The organism is Anaerolinea thermophila UNI-1, from assembly GCF_000199675.1.
In the GTDB taxonomy this organism is placed as follows: domain Bacteria; phylum Chloroflexota; class Anaerolineae; order Anaerolineales; family Anaerolineaceae; genus Anaerolinea; species Anaerolinea thermophila.
In genome coordinates, this window is record NC_014960.1 from 2,946,368 (window position 1) to 2,961,729 (window position 15,362).

General features: G+C 54.0%; 17 protein-coding genes. 11 read left to right on the plus strand and 6 right to left on the minus strand.

Features of this window, described 5'->3' with window-relative positions; genetic code table 11:
- The first annotated feature begins 194 nt into the window (after nucleotides 1-194).
- Nucleotides 195-992: a hypothetical protein gene (locus ANT_RS13310; protein WP_013561048.1), complete on the plus strand. Its 798-nt coding sequence runs from the start codon at nucleotides 195-197 to the stop codon at nucleotides 990-992.
- A gap of 149 nt (nucleotides 993-1,141) precedes the next feature.
- A complete protein-coding gene (fbp, locus tag ANT_RS13315) occupies nucleotides 1,142-2,260 on the plus strand; it encodes a fructose-1,6-bisphosphate aldolase/phosphatase (RefSeq protein ID WP_013561049.1) in 1,119 nt (372 codons plus the stop codon).
- A 70-nt stretch (nucleotides 2,261-2,330) separates the two neighbouring features.
- Here fbp and ANT_RS13320 read toward each other — a convergent pair whose 3' ends face one another.
- The 3 genes from ANT_RS13320 to ANT_RS13330 form a co-directional block, all read right to left on the minus strand.
- Nucleotides 2,331-2,783: an SRPBCC family protein gene (locus ANT_RS13320; RefSeq protein ID WP_013561050.1), complete on the minus strand. Its 453-nt coding sequence runs from the start codon at nucleotides 2,781-2,783 to the stop codon at nucleotides 2,331-2,333.
- An 88-nt stretch (nucleotides 2,784-2,871) separates the two neighbouring features.
- On the minus strand, nucleotides 2,872-3,186 hold the full coding sequence (locus ANT_RS13325; RefSeq protein WP_013561051.1) for a hypothetical protein: 315 nt from the start codon (nucleotides 3,184-3,186) through the stop codon (nucleotides 2,872-2,874).
- Between the two features lie 225 nt (nucleotides 3,187-3,411).
- Nucleotides 3,412-7,044, minus strand: a complete 3,633-nt coding sequence (locus ANT_RS13330; RefSeq protein WP_013561053.1) for an ATP-binding protein — start codon at nucleotides 7,042-7,044, stop codon at nucleotides 3,412-3,414.
- 455 nt (nucleotides 7,045-7,499) lie between these two features.
- Between ANT_RS13330 and hpt the strand changes: the two genes are divergently transcribed.
- From hpt to ANT_RS13365, 7 genes are all read left to right on the plus strand, one after another.
- A complete protein-coding gene (hpt, locus tag ANT_RS13335; RefSeq protein WP_013561054.1) occupies nucleotides 7,500-8,063 on the plus strand; it encodes a hypoxanthine phosphoribosyltransferase in 564 nt (187 codons plus the stop codon).
- A gap of 12 nt (nucleotides 8,064-8,075) precedes the next feature.
- Complete coding sequence (locus ANT_RS13340; RefSeq protein ID WP_013561055.1) at nucleotides 8,076-8,924, plus strand: aldo/keto reductase; 849 nt, start codon at nucleotides 8,076-8,078, stop codon at nucleotides 8,922-8,924.
- Between the two features lie 4 nt (nucleotides 8,925-8,928).
- On the plus strand, nucleotides 8,929-9,516 hold the full coding sequence (locus tag ANT_RS13345; protein WP_013561056.1) for a GNAT family N-acetyltransferase: 588 nt from the start codon (nucleotides 8,929-8,931) through the stop codon (nucleotides 9,514-9,516).
- A gap of 13 nt (nucleotides 9,517-9,529) precedes the next feature.
- Nucleotides 9,530-10,135 carry an HD domain-containing protein gene (locus ANT_RS13350; RefSeq protein ID WP_013561057.1) on the plus strand — a complete coding sequence of 202 codons (606 nt, stop codon included), beginning with the start codon at nucleotides 9,530-9,532 and terminating at the stop codon, nucleotides 10,133-10,135.
- A gap of 119 nt (nucleotides 10,136-10,254) precedes the next feature.
- Nucleotides 10,255-10,797, plus strand: a complete 543-nt coding sequence (locus ANT_RS13355) for a hypothetical protein (RefSeq protein WP_013561058.1) — start codon at nucleotides 10,255-10,257, stop codon at nucleotides 10,795-10,797.
- A 129-nt stretch (nucleotides 10,798-10,926) separates the two neighbouring features.
- Nucleotides 10,927-11,985: an urease accessory protein UreH domain-containing protein gene (locus ANT_RS13360; RefSeq protein ID WP_013561059.1), complete on the plus strand. Its 1,059-nt coding sequence runs from the start codon at nucleotides 10,927-10,929 to the stop codon at nucleotides 11,983-11,985.
- Nucleotides 11,986-11,996: 11 nt separating this feature from the next.
- Nucleotides 11,997-12,212, plus strand: coding sequence for a heavy-metal-associated domain-containing protein (locus ANT_RS13365; RefSeq protein WP_013561060.1), 216 nt, complete (start codon nucleotides 11,997-11,999; stop codon nucleotides 12,210-12,212).
- Between the two features lie 46 nt (nucleotides 12,213-12,258).
- On the opposite strand, the gene ANT_RS13370 is transcribed toward ANT_RS13365, so the two are convergent.
- From ANT_RS13370 to ANT_RS13380, 3 genes are all read right to left on the minus strand, one after another.
- Nucleotides 12,259-12,891, minus strand: coding sequence for a histidine phosphatase family protein (locus tag ANT_RS13370; RefSeq protein ID WP_013561061.1), 633 nt, complete (start codon nucleotides 12,889-12,891; stop codon nucleotides 12,259-12,261).
- A 3-nt stretch (nucleotides 12,892-12,894) separates the two neighbouring features.
- On the minus strand, nucleotides 12,895-13,410 hold the full coding sequence (locus ANT_RS13375; RefSeq protein WP_013561062.1) for a hypothetical protein: 516 nt from the start codon (nucleotides 13,408-13,410) through the stop codon (nucleotides 12,895-12,897).
- 94 nt (nucleotides 13,411-13,504) lie between these two features.
- Complete coding sequence (locus ANT_RS13380; protein WP_013561063.1) at nucleotides 13,505-13,696, minus strand: ferredoxin; 192 nt, start codon at nucleotides 13,694-13,696, stop codon at nucleotides 13,505-13,507.
- Between the two features lie 187 nt (nucleotides 13,697-13,883).
- Here ANT_RS13380 and ANT_RS13385 point away from each other — a divergent pair, with 187 nt between their 5' ends.
- The gene (locus ANT_RS13385) at nucleotides 13,884-14,513 is read left to right on the plus strand and encodes a TM7S3/TM198-like domain-containing protein (RefSeq protein WP_013561064.1); all 630 of its coding nucleotides are present in this window, start codon (nucleotides 13,884-13,886) and stop codon (nucleotides 14,511-14,513) included.
- Nucleotides 14,514-14,542: 29 nt separating this feature from the next.
- A complete protein-coding gene (locus ANT_RS13390; protein WP_013561065.1) occupies nucleotides 14,543-15,358 on the plus strand; it encodes an NYN domain-containing protein in 816 nt (271 codons plus the stop codon).
- Nucleotides 15,359-15,362 lie beyond the last annotated feature (4 nt).

Genomic DNA, 15,362 nt, shown 5'->3' on the forward strand with positions numbered 1-15,362 from the left:
TTACAGTTTTAACCTTTTGGAAAGGCTTTTCACAGGTGATTTTTCCCATCTCGGCATCATGAACAAGGCAATAACTTTCCTCGAAGTGTTAAAGCCAGGTTAAGGTTTCCTTTTCCGCCCCTCTCTTTCTATGAGCGAGCATATAATGCGGGTGTAAATTTCCCAAACTCATCTTGAAAAGGCACACTCGTTCTATGGAAAACCCTCTCACCCAACACAAATGGTTTATGCCTTTCATGTATTTCCTGCTGGTGGTGATCGCCTTCCTGCCTCTCATCACCGCAGTACCCTATGATCCGCGAAATACCTCAGAAGTCATCTTCGAGATTCTCAGTTACGCGCTCATTCCCTACGCCAACTGGGGGATTGCCTTCCACATCCTCACCCTGCTGGTCATCGGTATTGCCATCTGGAAACCTAGATCTGGCGGACGGCTTATCGCCGGGTATTTCGGGCTAAACTATCTGGTGATTGCCTTTACCCAAACCCGTGCTCTGACTCCAACCTATGGCTATGCTATCCATACCGGAGCGCTGATTGTCGAAGTTCTGTTGGGATTGCTCTGGCTGTGGGTGGCATGGAAAGACAAACTGCGGATCTCTTTCCAGAATGTGCCTTTCTGGCGCTGGCTGTTGCTTCCACTGGCGATTTTGACCTTCTGGTCTCCAATTGCCATGCAGGGAAACCGCATCGTCCCCAACTTCGACCCGCTTCTCCTGCTTACTTCTCCCGATTACGGGCTGGCATTTTGTTTCATGACCCCGGTGTTTCTTTTCCTGCTCATTCTGGCTTACCCTCAGGTGGATTTGCTGGCACTGCGGTTGACGGCGTTCAACGCTTTGCTGTATGCCCTGTTCAATTTGAACCACTGGGCTGTTCCCGAACGCCTCTGGATGGGAGTGATGCACCTGCCCCTGCTGATTCTTTCCCTGACAGCGCTGGTGCTGGCACACAAACGTCGTCCCGTGAACCGATTGCAATCCACCTTCTGACCACCTATAATGAAAATGGTGAAAACCGCACCCCACTCTTCCTTCTAACTCTTGAGTCCGGAAAAGCAGTCTGGGGAAAGCACAACCGGGACCGTCTGCAAAAGATGCAGGCGGTCTTTTTTTGAGCCGGTTTACAGAGGAGGTGTGAAATGTCCGAAAAACTCACTCTGAGCGTGATTAAAGCCGATGTAGGCGGTTTTGTGGGACATTCTGCCATTCATCCCGACCTGATCGATACCGCCCGCATGGCTCTTGAGGAAGCCCGGCAGAAGGGCTGGCTGATCGACTTCCATGTCACCGCCTGCGGAGACGACCTGCAGTTAATCATGACTCACTCCCGCGGCGTGGATGACGTGGAAATTCACCATCTGGCATGGCAGGTCTTCGAGCGCTGTACCGCTATTGCCAGGAAATTGAAACTCTACGGCGCAGGACAGGACCTGCTCACCGATGCCTTCTCGGGCAACGTACGCGGCATGGGACCCGGTGTGGCGGAGATGGAACTGCACGAACGCGAATCTGAACCGGTCATCATCTTCATGGCAGATAAGACCTCAGCCGGTGCCTGGAATCTCCCATTGTTCCGCATGTTTGCCGACCCCTTCAACACCGCCGGGCTGGTGATTTCTCCCAGCATGCACGAAGGCTTCCGCTTTGAGGTACACGATGTGAAACAGCACAAACGCATCTTCTTTGACACCCCCGCCGAGATGTACGACCTGCTGGTGTTCATCGGCGCGTCCGGACGCTATGTTATCAAGGCGGTGTACACCCGCGATGGCGAGATTGGCGCGGTTTCGTCCACCCAGCGCCTGGCATTGATTGCCGGCAAGTACGTGGGCAAGGATGACCCGGTGTGCATCGTACGCAGTCAGGGCAAGTTTCCCGCAGTGGGCGAAGTACTGGAGCCTTTCACCATGCCGCACATCGTGGAAGGCTGGATGCGCGGCTCGCACTACGGACCGCTGATGCCCGTGCCGGTACGTCAGGCAACCCCCAGCCGCTTTGACGGTCCGCCCAGGGTGGCGGCGCTGGGCTTCCAACTGGCAAACGGCGGACTCATCGGCCCGCGCGATTTATTCGACGACCCGGGTTTTGATGAAGTGCGCCGTCAGGTCAACGTGCTGGCAGATCAACTGCGCCGCCATGGCGCTTTCGAACCGCACCGCCTGCCGATGGACGAAATGGAATACACCACCCTGCCGCAGGTGATGGAAAAACTGGCAGAACGCTGGGAAGCCCTGCCCGATGAGCCAGTGAGTGTGTAAGGTCTGAAAAAGGGGAGATAGATCTCCGTGCTATCTCCCCTGTGTCTCTATCACAATATTTCAGCAAACGTTACCCAGTACCCTCTTCGCACAGAATTTTGAGGTTTTCCAGCGTTTGCTCCATTGCCCGTTCCTGAATGCGTTCCACCAGGAGACGGTTGGCAATGCGCCCCAGAACTGCCCCAGGAAGGGTGTAGTCAATGCTGACAGTGACCTCTGTTCCGCCATTTTTGGGGATATAATCCCAAGTTTGCTCGCCATCCAGTGGACCTTCAATCTTCCCTTTCCACTGTGCGCCGGTGGGTCCAATGGAGTCTACCAAAACCCGGCTGGTAACCGGAAAACGCATCCCAGCCATCAGGTAATGATGTTTCACCACTGTCCCCACTTCCCCATGTCCCGTAATCTCTTCTGCTTCGCTCAATCCAACGTAAAAAGTTGCCCAACGATTGGGGTCTCTTGCCAATGCATAAACTTTCTCTACGGGAGCATGAATATAAATACTTTTCTTGACATGCGCCATAACATCCTCACTTTCAGACCAATTTGGAAGGTAAAGAATTCTTTTCGAGAAGGGAAGGAAATTCAAACTTCCACTCATACCAACGAACCTATTTTCCAGGACGAATCGGCGCCGGCACGGCAGGGGAAGGTCCCCAGAGTTCGCCAACAGCATTGAGGGATACTCCGTACAATTCGCTCAGCACTTTTTGATTATCTTCATGAGTGAACCAGGCAGACCAATCCAGCAGACTGGCAAATTCATAAGTGGCAACGATTTGAGATGCCCCCAGTAACCCCCGATACCCTCGAAATTCCACCACCCCAGGAATCCCCAATGTGCGCGGGATAACACCGTTCAGCCAGTTCAGATAGGCATCCAGTTTATCCGGATGGATATTCCACTTGACCACATACAGGTACATCGTTATTCACCTCCTTTCTACGCATTCTTCAAAGGGATTGCAATCCAGGAAGAGGAAACTATTCTCAAACCCTACCTTTGGCTTCTCAAGAGCCCTTCTCCCTCTTGAAAAATCTTTTGGCGTGACGAAATCAAGAAAGCACACCGTCATCCTGTATCTTATCCCTCCGAAATACAGGATACCGTGTTGCTGTCCACAAAATGGCTACAAATAATGCAGATTTGGTCAACTCAAGAACGGTAGTTTTTGGAGAAGATATCTCTCTTTTTGGGAAGGATCAGAAATGTGTTGAGACTTTTTTTCAATAAGGATTCTGGCTTGTTGCTGAAAATAATGCGCTTCTGCTGGACTTCCCATGGCACTCAGGATTTTCGCATGAGAAAAATACACTTCTTCGGTAGGGATCCAACCCTCATAAGCCTGAGGGAGAAGGGAAACCGCGCGAGAAGAATGCTCCAAAGCGCGCTCATTTTCCCCCGCCGCCAGACAGGATAAACCAATTTCCATTTGTGCCCACATTTCACAAACCGGAAGAGCAAGTCGTTGGGCGTTTGTCAAGGCTTCTATGGCGGTTTTCAGTGCGGCTGAAGAGTCTCCCAGTCTTCTTTGAGCCTGAGCCAACGCCGCCAATCCCGCCGCCAGATTCTCGCCACATTCGCTCAAGCGTGCCAAGTGTACCGCTTCGTCCAAAATTTGAGCCGCCTGTTGCAGATGAAATTCATCCAGTTCAATCAACCCCCACCCAACTAGCGCTTCAACCAAACGGCGCCGATGAGAAACTTCTCGCGCGCGTTCCACCGCATGCTGAAATCTTATTCCCGCCTCTGAATCCATACCCAGGTGATAAAGCGCCATTCCCAATCCAATTTCAGCCGCCACAACCCCATGCTCCTGATGCACTGTCTGATGCAATTGTATGGTTTCCCGAAAACATTCCAGAGCTGGCATGTAAAGCCCTTGATACAGTTTTAAATATCCGGTATAGGTTCGGGCATAAATCTCTGCAGGTCGAGCACTGATGCGTTGAGCGAGGCGAAGGCTTGCTTCGAGATGATTTTTTGCCTCCAAAAATTGTCCGAGTTTCAAGTACAAAAACCCCAAATCCAGTTCAGCCCATGCTATGCCATTAAAATCTCTTGCAGTTTGATGACACCGCAGTGCTTCTTGCTGATGTGTCAGCGCCTGAAGATACTCTCCACGATGAAGGTGCATGTAGCCCAGGTGATGTTTAATCGGCCCCTGTATTTCTGGATTGCGGCTCTCTCCCGCTGCCACCTGCGCAGATCGAAGAGCAGAAAATCCCTGACGAGGCTGTCCAAGCAAATAATGTGCAAAGGCAATTTCCACGTAAAGAAGCGCCACGGTAAACCTGGAGAGGGAAGTTAATTCCTCCCCAGGTATACCCTGCATGCCTTCTTCTGCCAGGGTAATGGCTTTTTTATAATGCCCGCCCAGGTTAAGATAACGAACCTGTTGAAGCAAAAACTGGAGATATAATGTCTTCTGCTGCAATTTTTCTGCAAGGGTCTTCACAACCTCTAAATCCTTGTCTCGATCCTCAATTTTTCCCTTCAGGTAATCGTGATAAGCACGATTGAGCCAGATGAGGCCGCGTTGCATGATTGCATCTGGCTGATTTTGGTGAGGGTCTAAACGCTCTAACAAAACTAGCATACGATTTTGATGTTCTTCGGCTTCTTTCCAGGCAAACAAGGACTCGGCTTGCTGAACCGCCTTTTCGTAATAGGATAAGGCTTGTCTGGGTTCGCCGCCAAGATCAAAGTGACGCGCCAGCGCCGTCACCGCCGCCGGGTTCAGCCGCGCCAGTGTCCACCCTGCCCTTCGATGAAGAATCTGACGCCGCACCGGACTGAGATTTTCTTCCACCACCCGTGCCACCAATTCGTGAGGAAAGCGATACTCCACCCCACTCTCCATCAATAACTGCCGCGCCACCAATTCATCCAACCCATTGACTACTTCCATCTCCCGGCGTCCGGCAACCCCTCGGAGGAAATCAAAAGAAAATACCGGGCCAATCACCGCGCCTGCCTCCAACACCTGCCGTCCCACTGGCGTCAAACGTCGAATACGTGCTTGTATAACCTCCCTCACCGTGTCTGGAAGAGGAATGTACTTCTCCCCCGTACAAACTTCCATCGTCTCTTCCTTCTCCAGCATACTTTTCAGTACTTCCAGTAAGAAAAATGGATTTCCTCCCGTAGAGGCATAAAGTTGCTCTGCAAATTCCTCCTGTCTATCGAGGGTTCCTCCTCTAAAAAAAGAGAGAAGGAGAAGAATAGAAGAGGTATCCAACCCCTGCAGCTGTAGTTCAGTAAGTACCTGAGCACTTTTCAGCCCCTGACGCAGGTCAACCAAGGCATCAACCTCCTCACTGCGATAAGTTCCCAGAACCACCAGATGACTTCCACGAATTTGCCGCCCAAAATGAACCAGCCATTCGAGAGTTGCGCTATCTGCCCAGTGAAGGTCTTCCAGACACAACAATAACGATGAAAATGAACGAAGAAAAAGAGGAGAAGTGGATAATCCAATCACTATCTGTACCAACGCATCAAACAACCGGCTGCGGGCTTCTTCGGAAGCCGCAGGCAAAGGCAACGGCAAGTTGGGATAAAGAGTACGCAATTCTGGGAGAACGCGGGACGCCTCTACCAACCAGATGTGATCCAAAGTAGGAGGAAGCCAGCGGAGCAGTGGAGCCGGAGCGCCTTCTTCTGCTGGGTGGCAAAGGCTCCGCAAGGCTTGAATAATGGGATAATACGGCAGAGTACACGCTTCTACATGAGCACCGCCAGCAATTACAGCGATATTTGAACTCAAACGGGCAATGAATTCTTGAAGTAACCGCGATTTGCCCATACCTGCTTCTCCAGAAATCAGAATCACCTTTTCGTTTCCTGCCAAGGCATCCTGCACTGCTTCTTCCAACCAGGTCATTGCCTGGGCTCGCCCAATGAGCGGGACGTTCGCCCCTGAGATGGGTTCCCACTTGGGCTTAATCACCCGTTTGAGAAAAATGCGCCTTTCCAAAACATCCTGATAAATCAAACGCGTTTCGGGGAGTGGACTGACCCCTAATTCTTGTTCCAGTATACGAGCGCATATTTCAAACTGGCGTAAAGCCGCATTACGATTACCGGAAATAGCATACAGTTCGATTAAGCGCCGATGTACGTCTTCAACAAGCGGATCGGTGTCCAGATAACGCTGGGCATACTGGATGGCTAACTCAAGTTCACCCTTTTCTGCAAAATCTTCCATGAGCATTTCTACAGCAGAGAGATAAAGGCGCTCCAGAGCATATCTCTTTTGCGTGGACCACTCTTCAAACTCTGCCGCCCCGGGAAGCGAAAAGCCCTCCAGGAACGATCCATGATAAAGACTAATCCTCAGCCTGAGAGCGGCAGGATCGCGCAAAAAACCTGTTGTTCCATAACTTTGGAGGGCATACTGTGTATCTGGCTCCCTCAGATAAGCACAAAGGTCTTCAAACTCCACCACATCAGACCAAACCTGCTGAAAATTTAAGCCGATTTGATCACCATTAAACACAAAACAGTCAGGCATGATTAAAGCCCGCTGTAAATGGGTTAGTAAATGGCTGAGGTAACGGCGCGCTGTTGCTTCCGCCTCATCGGGCCAGAATAAAAAACAAAGCCTTTCTCGGGGAATGGGCTCGACACCTGCCGCCAAACGGTACAGCAAAGCCCGCGCCTGACGGCGAGGAATGACTGCAAAACCCTCCAAGATTTCCACTCGTGGAGGGCCCAGAAGGTAAATGCGCAGAGGTTTTAAAGGTTCTCCCCCCACATTCGGGTTGTGCTGTCCCACCATGATCCTCCCCCTCAAAGAGAAATCTCTTTGAGAATCCTGAAGATACCCTGAGATCATGTAAAAAGGATGGAAACCCCACCCTCCATGACTCAAGGACCTACCCTATCCTTCATGGAGGCGAAGGCACAAGCCTGCCAGCATTTTTATGCGCAATGGGAACTTTCCTGAGATAATTGGTGAATATCCGCCGAGAAAACCTGAAAGAACGCTTACCCTGTCGCGAGGGAAATGTTCCTTTCCATGAAGTATGGTAATGCAGGGCAAGTGCCTGCCCTTAAGCGCCATCCTCAGAGTATCACGGACGGAAAAGAAATTCAAGAGTGTCCGTAAGCCCTGCGTTTAAGAAAAATCCTTCAAACATAACGGGAAGCATTCTGTTTTCTTACCCACTTTCTCGAAATTTGTGATAAAAATGAGAACGTTTCCAGAAATTTTTCTCCGGGGTGAGTGAAGACATGGGACTTCCCTTTCATTTTCGTTATGACTTTCTCGATCGGGTATTAATTACGCCTGAACAAATCGAACAGCGCGTGGCTGAACTGGGCGACCAGATTACGCGGGATTATCAGGACTCGGAAAAACTGATGCTGTTGGGGCTACTGCGCGGCAGTGTCATGTTCATCACCGACTTGATGCGCCACATCCGCCGACCACTGACCATGGATTTCATGGCGGTTTCGTCCTACTCCGGCACCGAATCCACCGGATTCGTGCGCATTGATCACGACCACAAAGCCAGCATTGCCGGGTGGGATGTGATTCTGGTGGACGACATTGTCGATTCGGGTTATACGCTTTGGATGGTGCGCAAACTTCTGCTGGACCGCAACCCGCGCAGTCTCAAAATTTGCGCACTGCTCGACAAACCCGAACGCCACAAATACCCCATCCCCATTGATTACTGCGGATTCACCATCCCCGATGAGTTCGTGGTCGGCTATGGGCTGGATATTGACGAAAAAGGGCGTAACCTGCCCTACATTGCTTCAGTGGATTTAAAGAAATACCGCAAAGAATAGGAGAGGTTCAGCATGGACACATTGACTCTGCAATCTACCATCAGAATGAACAACGGTGTCGAGATTCCCCGCTTCGGGCTGGGTACGTTCCAATCCAAAGCAGGTGAAGAGACCTACAACGCCGTACGCTGGGCGCTGGAGATGGGTTACCGCCACATTGATACTGCCGCCCTGTACGGGAATGAAGAAGATGTCGGGCGCGCCATTGCCGACAGCGGCATTCCCCGCGAGGAAATTTTCCTGGTGACCAAGGTATGGAACGATGATCAGGGCTACGAAAGCACCTTGCGCGCGCTGGAAGCCTCTCTGCGGCACCTGAAGACTGACTACGTGGATCTCTACCTCATCCACTGGCCCGTCAAAGGCTTGCGCCACGAGACCTGGAAAGCCATGGTGGAAATCTATAAACAGGGCAAAGCCCGCGCGGTGGGGGTGAGCAACTACACCATCCGCCATCTGGAAGAACTGCTGTCCAACACCGAACTGGTGCCTGCCGCCAATCAAATCGAGTTCAGCCCCTTCCTCTACCGCAAAGCCCTGCTGGAGTACTGCGTCCAGCATGGGATTGTTGTGGAAGCCTACAGTCCGCTGGCGCGGGCGCAAAAACTGGAAGACCCGCGGCTGACAGCCATGGCGCAGAAGTACGGCAAAACCCCGGCGCAGATTGCCCTGCGCTGGGCGCTTCAGCACGATCTGGTGGTCATCCCCAAATCGGTGCGCAAAGAGCGCATTCTGGAAAACGCCAGCATCTTCGATTTTGAACTGAGCGCCGAGGACATGGCAGAGATGGACACCTGGAACGAGGATTACTGGACCATCTCCGAGTCCTACAATCCCGAATGCTCGCCGCGCTGGGAGTAACCCGGTGAATACCCCGCAGGAATCGGCGTACACCTTTCACCTGCTCACCCCCGAACGCTGGGCAGATTTCGAGCGCCTCTTCGGCGCGCATGGTGCTTACGGCGGGTGCTGGTGTATGTTCTGGTTCCTGCGGGGCTCGGCTTTCACCCGGGGACAGGGCGAAGCCAACCGTTTGGCAATGAAGTCCCGCGTTGAAGCGGGAGAGACGCCGGGCATGCTCGCCTATCTGGGCGATGAGCCGGTAGGCTGGTGCGCCTTCGGACCGCGCGAAGGGTATCCGCGTCTGCAAGCCTCGCGCACCCTGAAGCCCGTAGATAACCTGCCCGTCTGGTCGGTGGTGTGCTTCTACGTGGCAAAGGGACACCGGCGGCGCGGGGTGAGCAAAGCCCTGCTGAAAGCGGTGATTGAGGAAGTGCGGCGGCGCGGGGGCAAAGTCGTAGAAGGCTATCCCAGCCCATCCACCGGCGAAGGACGCCCTGACCCGTTCGTTTATCTGGGACTGGAAGCAGCGTTCCGCGAGGCGGGCTTTGTGGACGTTGCCCGTCCCACCCCGCACCGGCTGATTATGCGATACGTCATTGAGAACGCCTGAAGGGAAACATTCAATGGAATGGAAAACCTCGCTGGATGAAGCCTTTCTGGAGCGCCTGGAAGAGTTTCCGGCGCTCCGTGCCTTTTATCAGGTACAGCACCTTAAGCACCTGTACCGTCAGGGCTGGCTGAAGGCAGGTGTGCCGCGCGAACGCTGTGAAACCGTTGCCGACCACATCTTTGGGGTGACCATGTTATGCTGGCTGTTGATCGAAGCCGGGTCTGCGCCGCAGGTCAACCCGGAGCGCGCCCTGCGCATGGCACTGATTCACGAACTGGGGGAAATTTACACCGGCGACATCATCCCCTCGGATGCCATTCCCGCCGAAGAAAAACACGCCCGCGAACGCCAATCGCTGGAGCGGGTGCTGGAAAACCTGCCCGGCGCAGAGGACATCCGCGCGCTGTGGGAAGAATTTGAGGCAGGCACCACCCCCGAAGCACGTCTGGTGCACCAGGCAGACCGCCTGGAGATGGCGCTTCAGGCAGTGACATACGTGCGCGAGGGTGTGCTGAAAGATCCATCCTCGTTTTTCCGCTCCGCCCGTCAGGCGGTGAACGACCCGGCTTTACAGGAATGGCTGGAGATTGCCAAGAATTTTGGAAAAAAAGAAGGATAACTCAACGCCATTTAAATTGGAAACATCAGTTTCAATCCATCAGTTTCAGCCCATCCCCAGGATTTGTTTTTATTTATAATAAATATAAACAATCTAAACAAATGTTATAAGAGAATAAGATGAAAATTTTCTCCGTCTGGCTGATTCTGGTGTTCACCGCAGGCGCGTTGAGCGCCTGCCAGCCGGCTTCCACTGCCACCCCTACCCCCAATCTGGATGCCACCATCGCCGCCGGGGTTGCCACCCAACTGGCAAAGATGCAACCCACCCAGGACATCCCGGCAACCGTCAGCGCCCAGCAAACGCAGTTTGCGCAAGCCCTGCCCACCCAAGCCCCCACTCAACCGTCTCCAGCAATGACGCCCACACTGAGCGATGAGGAAGCCCTGCGCCTTGCCCTGCTGGCGTACCTGGGCTGGCAGGAAAACGAACTGATCTTCTCGATAGGGCAAATTCAGAACAACCTGGCGCGGGGCGGCGTCAAGCGCGCCGGAGAGGAACAGGGCGCCGGCTGGTTTGCCGGCAAGCAAACCGATGGCACATGGGTGATTGTGCATGTCGGGCAGGGTATTCCCTATTGCGCGGACATTGCCGCCTTCTCCTTTCCCACTGATTGGATTTCGCATTGCATGGATGCTTCCGGGAACGCTGTAGAACGATAAATCCTTCAGAACAGTCCATTTTCCGGACAATTGTCCCAAAAAACCAGTGAGATTTCCCCTTCCCTCGTTGAGCGGAGATGCTATAATTCTGTAACATGACCATTTTTATCATTTTACAATGGGAGATCTATGGAAACTCTCTGGGTAGCTTTCATTACCGGTTTAACCACCGGCGGATTGAGTTGTATGGCGGTACAGGGGGGCTTGCTTGCCTCATCCCTTGCCGGGCAAATTGAACAGGATGTTGCCCAAAGGGCAATGCAAAAGAAAAAAGCGCACACCGTTTCTTTCTCTCCCCGCCCTGCGCTGGCACTCCCCATTCTGGCGTTCCTGTTGGCGAAACTGGTTGCCTATACCCTGATGGGGGCACTGTTGGGCGTGCTGGGTTCGCTGTTTGAGTTAACCCCTGCCATGCGCGCTGTGTTGCTGTTTGGCGTGGGATTCTTCATGCTGGGCAACGCCCTGCGCATGCTCAACGTGCATCCCATCTTCCGCTATTTTTCCTTCGAACCACCACAAGCCGTGCGCCGCTGGCTCAGGCGCACTTCCCGCGAGGATCACCACTGGTTCACCCCGTTGATGCTGGGCGCGCTTACGGTGTTCATCCCCTGCGGGGTGACGCAAACCATGATGGCTCTGGCGGTAGGAACGGGTTCTGCCGCTCAGGGTGCGGCAATCCTATTTGCTTTCACCCTTGGTACCAGCCCGGTCTTCTTTGGACTGGCATACCTGGCAACCTCGCTGGGATCGCGCCTGGAAAAGCACTTCAACCGTGTGGCGGCTGTCCTGCTCATCATCCTGGCAGTGGTGACGGTCAACTCGGGGTTGAATCTGATTGGCTCGCCGCTCTCCGCCGAAAATCTCAGCCGCAATGCGCTGAAATCCTTCCAGCCCGACGCGCCCAATCAGGTTGCCGATGCCAGCAACACCCTGACCCTGCAGGTGCGCGATGACGGCTACTTCCCTGCCGAACTGACCGCCCGCGCCGGAGAACCGGTCACCCTGCAACTGGTCACCGAAAATACCTTCTCTTGCTCTCGGGCATTCCTCATCCCGGCGCTGAAAGTCCAGCGCCTCTTACCCGCCACCGGCACAGAAATTGTTGAGATTCCCCCGCAGAAAGCCGGCACCACCCTGCACTTTACCTGCTCTATGGGGATGTTTACCGGCACGATTACCTTCAATTAGAGGAAAACCGTATGGCAAAACAGCGTTTTTCTGTTCCGGATATGCATTGCTCCGCATGTGTGATGCGCCTGGAAAGCCTGGAAGACGAACTGCCGGGCGTCAAACAGGTAAAAGCCAGTTACCACAAACAGGAAATGGAAGTGGAATACGACGAATCCAAATTGACACTGGAAGATTTATTGGAGGCAGTCCAGAAAAAGGGCTACCACCCTCAGCCGATGGAATGAAATCACCCCAATGTCACATCACCCCGCCTTCGAGGCGGGGTAATTTTTACTGCTCAATCTCTTGCAAGCCGGGATGCAGTTCCAAAAAATGCCAGACATTGGTCTGCGGATCGTAAGCCGTGCGCGCAAAGCCCAAATCGCCAAGGTGAAATGCTACCCCCTGGCTGTTTCCCCATGGGGTCACCCCGCAAATGACTCGCAGGGTCATGGACAGTGAACCGCCGTGGGCTACCACCAGCGTGCGCGGCACACGCTGACGAATCACCTCTTCGAGCGCCTGCGCCACGCGGATGAAGACCTGCCACTCGCTCTCTCCGGTGGGGGTAATGGTCTCGTAGGGATTGCGGAACGCTGGACGGGGGTAGATGCGCTCGGCTTCCTGCGGATTCATGCCAGCCAGTTTGCCGCTGTTGATTTCCATCCACGCCTCGGAAGTCTCCAGGGGCAGGTTCAGCACCTCGCAGACAATCTCGGCGGTGCGGCGCGCGCGCTGAAGCGTGCTGGCAATGACCCGGTCGAAGGTAACTCCGCATTCTTTCCACTCGCGGGCGCGGCGGTAGGCTTGGGCTTCGCCGACGGCGGTCAGCGGGGAATCATAGCGTCCTTCGTACACTCCCTCATCGTCGGCGCAGGAACGTCCGTGCCGTAAAAACGTCACCGAATAGAGAACTCGTCCCATGATTTAATCCTTTCGGCGCATCAGCCATAAAAGAAGAGAAAGCATCATCACCACCAATCCGGCTTCCACCAGCACAGCCTTGCGCTCATAGCGCCAATCTGGCAGGTGGTTAAGTTTCTTCACTACCGGCACATGGTTGAGCAAATCATGCAGTCCTTCATTGAGAACCGGCTTTTCCCAGCCGGGAATCGTCCTGCCGGTGCGGCGGGAAATCCCCCGCACCACCCAGTCCAGGTCGGGCAGGGCGGCGCACAGCATGGCAAAGAAATGGCGCGGGGCAAACGCCAGCACGGTTGCCCAGGTAAATACCGGCAGTACCCGCTGATGATAGCCCTTCCAGAAGGGGTCATCCAGCGGCTCAGGCGGGTGATAGGTGGCTTTTGCCAGTTTATCCAGCACGCCGTGGAAGAGATACGCCAGCCCGCCAGCGGTCAGCACCCGCGCCCACCCTGGCAGGCGCATACGGGAAACGACTTTGTCAATTAAGGCTCCGGCAACAAAATGGGTGGGCAACTGCATGTTTCACTCCAGAGAGGGGGTAATTTGATTATAGTCCAATCAAACCGAAAGACCGCCCTGGCGAAGGGCGGTCTTTGCAGAAAGGAGATGCTGCCTATTCTTCGATGGAGATAGCTTGTTCAGGGCAGGAATCCATGGCTTCGCGGACGTTGGCTTCCTCTTCGGGGGGCACCACATCCACCAGCACGACGGCAATGCCGTCATCTTCCAGCTTGAAGACGCTCGGGGCAATCGTCTCACATACCCCACAACCCATGCACAAATCGCGATCCACAAAGGCTTTCATAATTCCCTCTTTTCAGGTGAATTTTATTCAATTATACAACTTTTGTGAAAAATGGCACAGTTTTTTTCAGATGACTCAGCGATCAAGTTCTGGAACAGAACTTCAATGATTGGCGGTTGCTTATTCCTTCTTTCCCCTTTAAAATAAGAGCGGAATAAGGTGACATTTGCCAGAGGAGGGACACCCCATGATTACGCCGATAGGCATGATTTCAATTGTGGTGGGGATTATTGTGTGCTTTTCGGGGTACAGCATGTTCCGCTCGATGCTTCCTCTTTGGGGCTTCATTTTGGGCGGAGCCGCCGCCATGTATCTTGCCCCGCTAGTGATTAAAGTTCCCGAAGCCCAGCGTCTCTGGCTGGATATCGGTAGTTTTGTGGTGGGCGGCGTGCTGGGGGCGGTGCTGGCATCTCCCCTGTATTACGTGACCATCTTTGCCTCTGGCGCAGCCATGGGTGCGCTTTCGGGAATGGTGTTTGGGGCGTATCTGCAAATCTCCGGCGGAGAGATTTCGGTGCGTGCGTTGAGACAGTTGGCGGGAATGACCTTTCCTCCCCGCATCGAGACCGCCGTTCAGGTGTTCCTCATGGTGGCACTGGGGTTAATCATCGGCGCGGCGGCGTTGAGCTTCCAAAAGTTCATGATCACCGCCTCGACCGCCTTTCTGGGCTCGGCAGCAGTGGTCAGCGGGTTTACCGGCACCATCACCCAAGCCCTACAGGGCAACCCCTCTCAGGGCGTTTGGATGATAGTGGGCTGGTTGTTGCTAGGCATGCTGGGGATGTTCATCCAGTTCCGCATGCGAGATGAAACATAATTTTTACAGAACGGAGACGTATAGAGTACATGGACTCTGAGCAATCGGCGATTCGTTCCCGACGAATAGCCATGTTGATTGATGGGGATAACGCCCAGCCTTCGCTGATTGGCGACATGCTGGCGGAGACCAGCAAATACGGCACAGTGATCATCCGCCGCATCTACGGCGACTGGACGACTGCCAACATGAACGGCTGGAAGGAAGTTCTGCAAACCTACGCCATCCAGCCCATTCAGCAGTTCCGCTACACCATTGGCAAGAACGCCACCGACAGCGCCATGATTATTGACGCCATGGACATCCTCTACGAAGACCGCGTCGAGGGCTTCTGCCTGGTCTCCAGCGATTCGGACTACACCCGCCTGGCAACGCGCATCCGCGAGAAAGGCATCTTTGTAATGGGCATCGGCAAGTCCACCACCCCGCGGGCATTCGTCAACGCCTGCGATGTGTTCGTCTTCACCGAGAACCTGCAAAAGAAGAACCTGCCCGCCCCCAAACCGCGCCCGCAGAGCGCCAGCGCTTCCCGCAGGAAGACCGAGAAGAACGGCAAGACCGAAAAGCAGGAAGAGAAAGCCCCTGCCGTCGAGAGCGATGCCCTGGCAAACCTGCCGCTGGATTTGCTCCGCCAGGCGTACGACCTGGCAGTAGGCGATGATGGCTGGGCATTTCTGGGGTTGATGGGCACGCACCTGCGCCAGTTAGACCCCAGTTTTGACCCGCGCACCTACGGCTTCAAGCAGTTGTCCATGCTCATCAAAGCCCTGCCCGACCTGTTTGAGACGAAAGTCGGCAAGCGCGGCGATGGCACGTTCAACGTGTACGTGCGCCTGAAGGAATAACCCG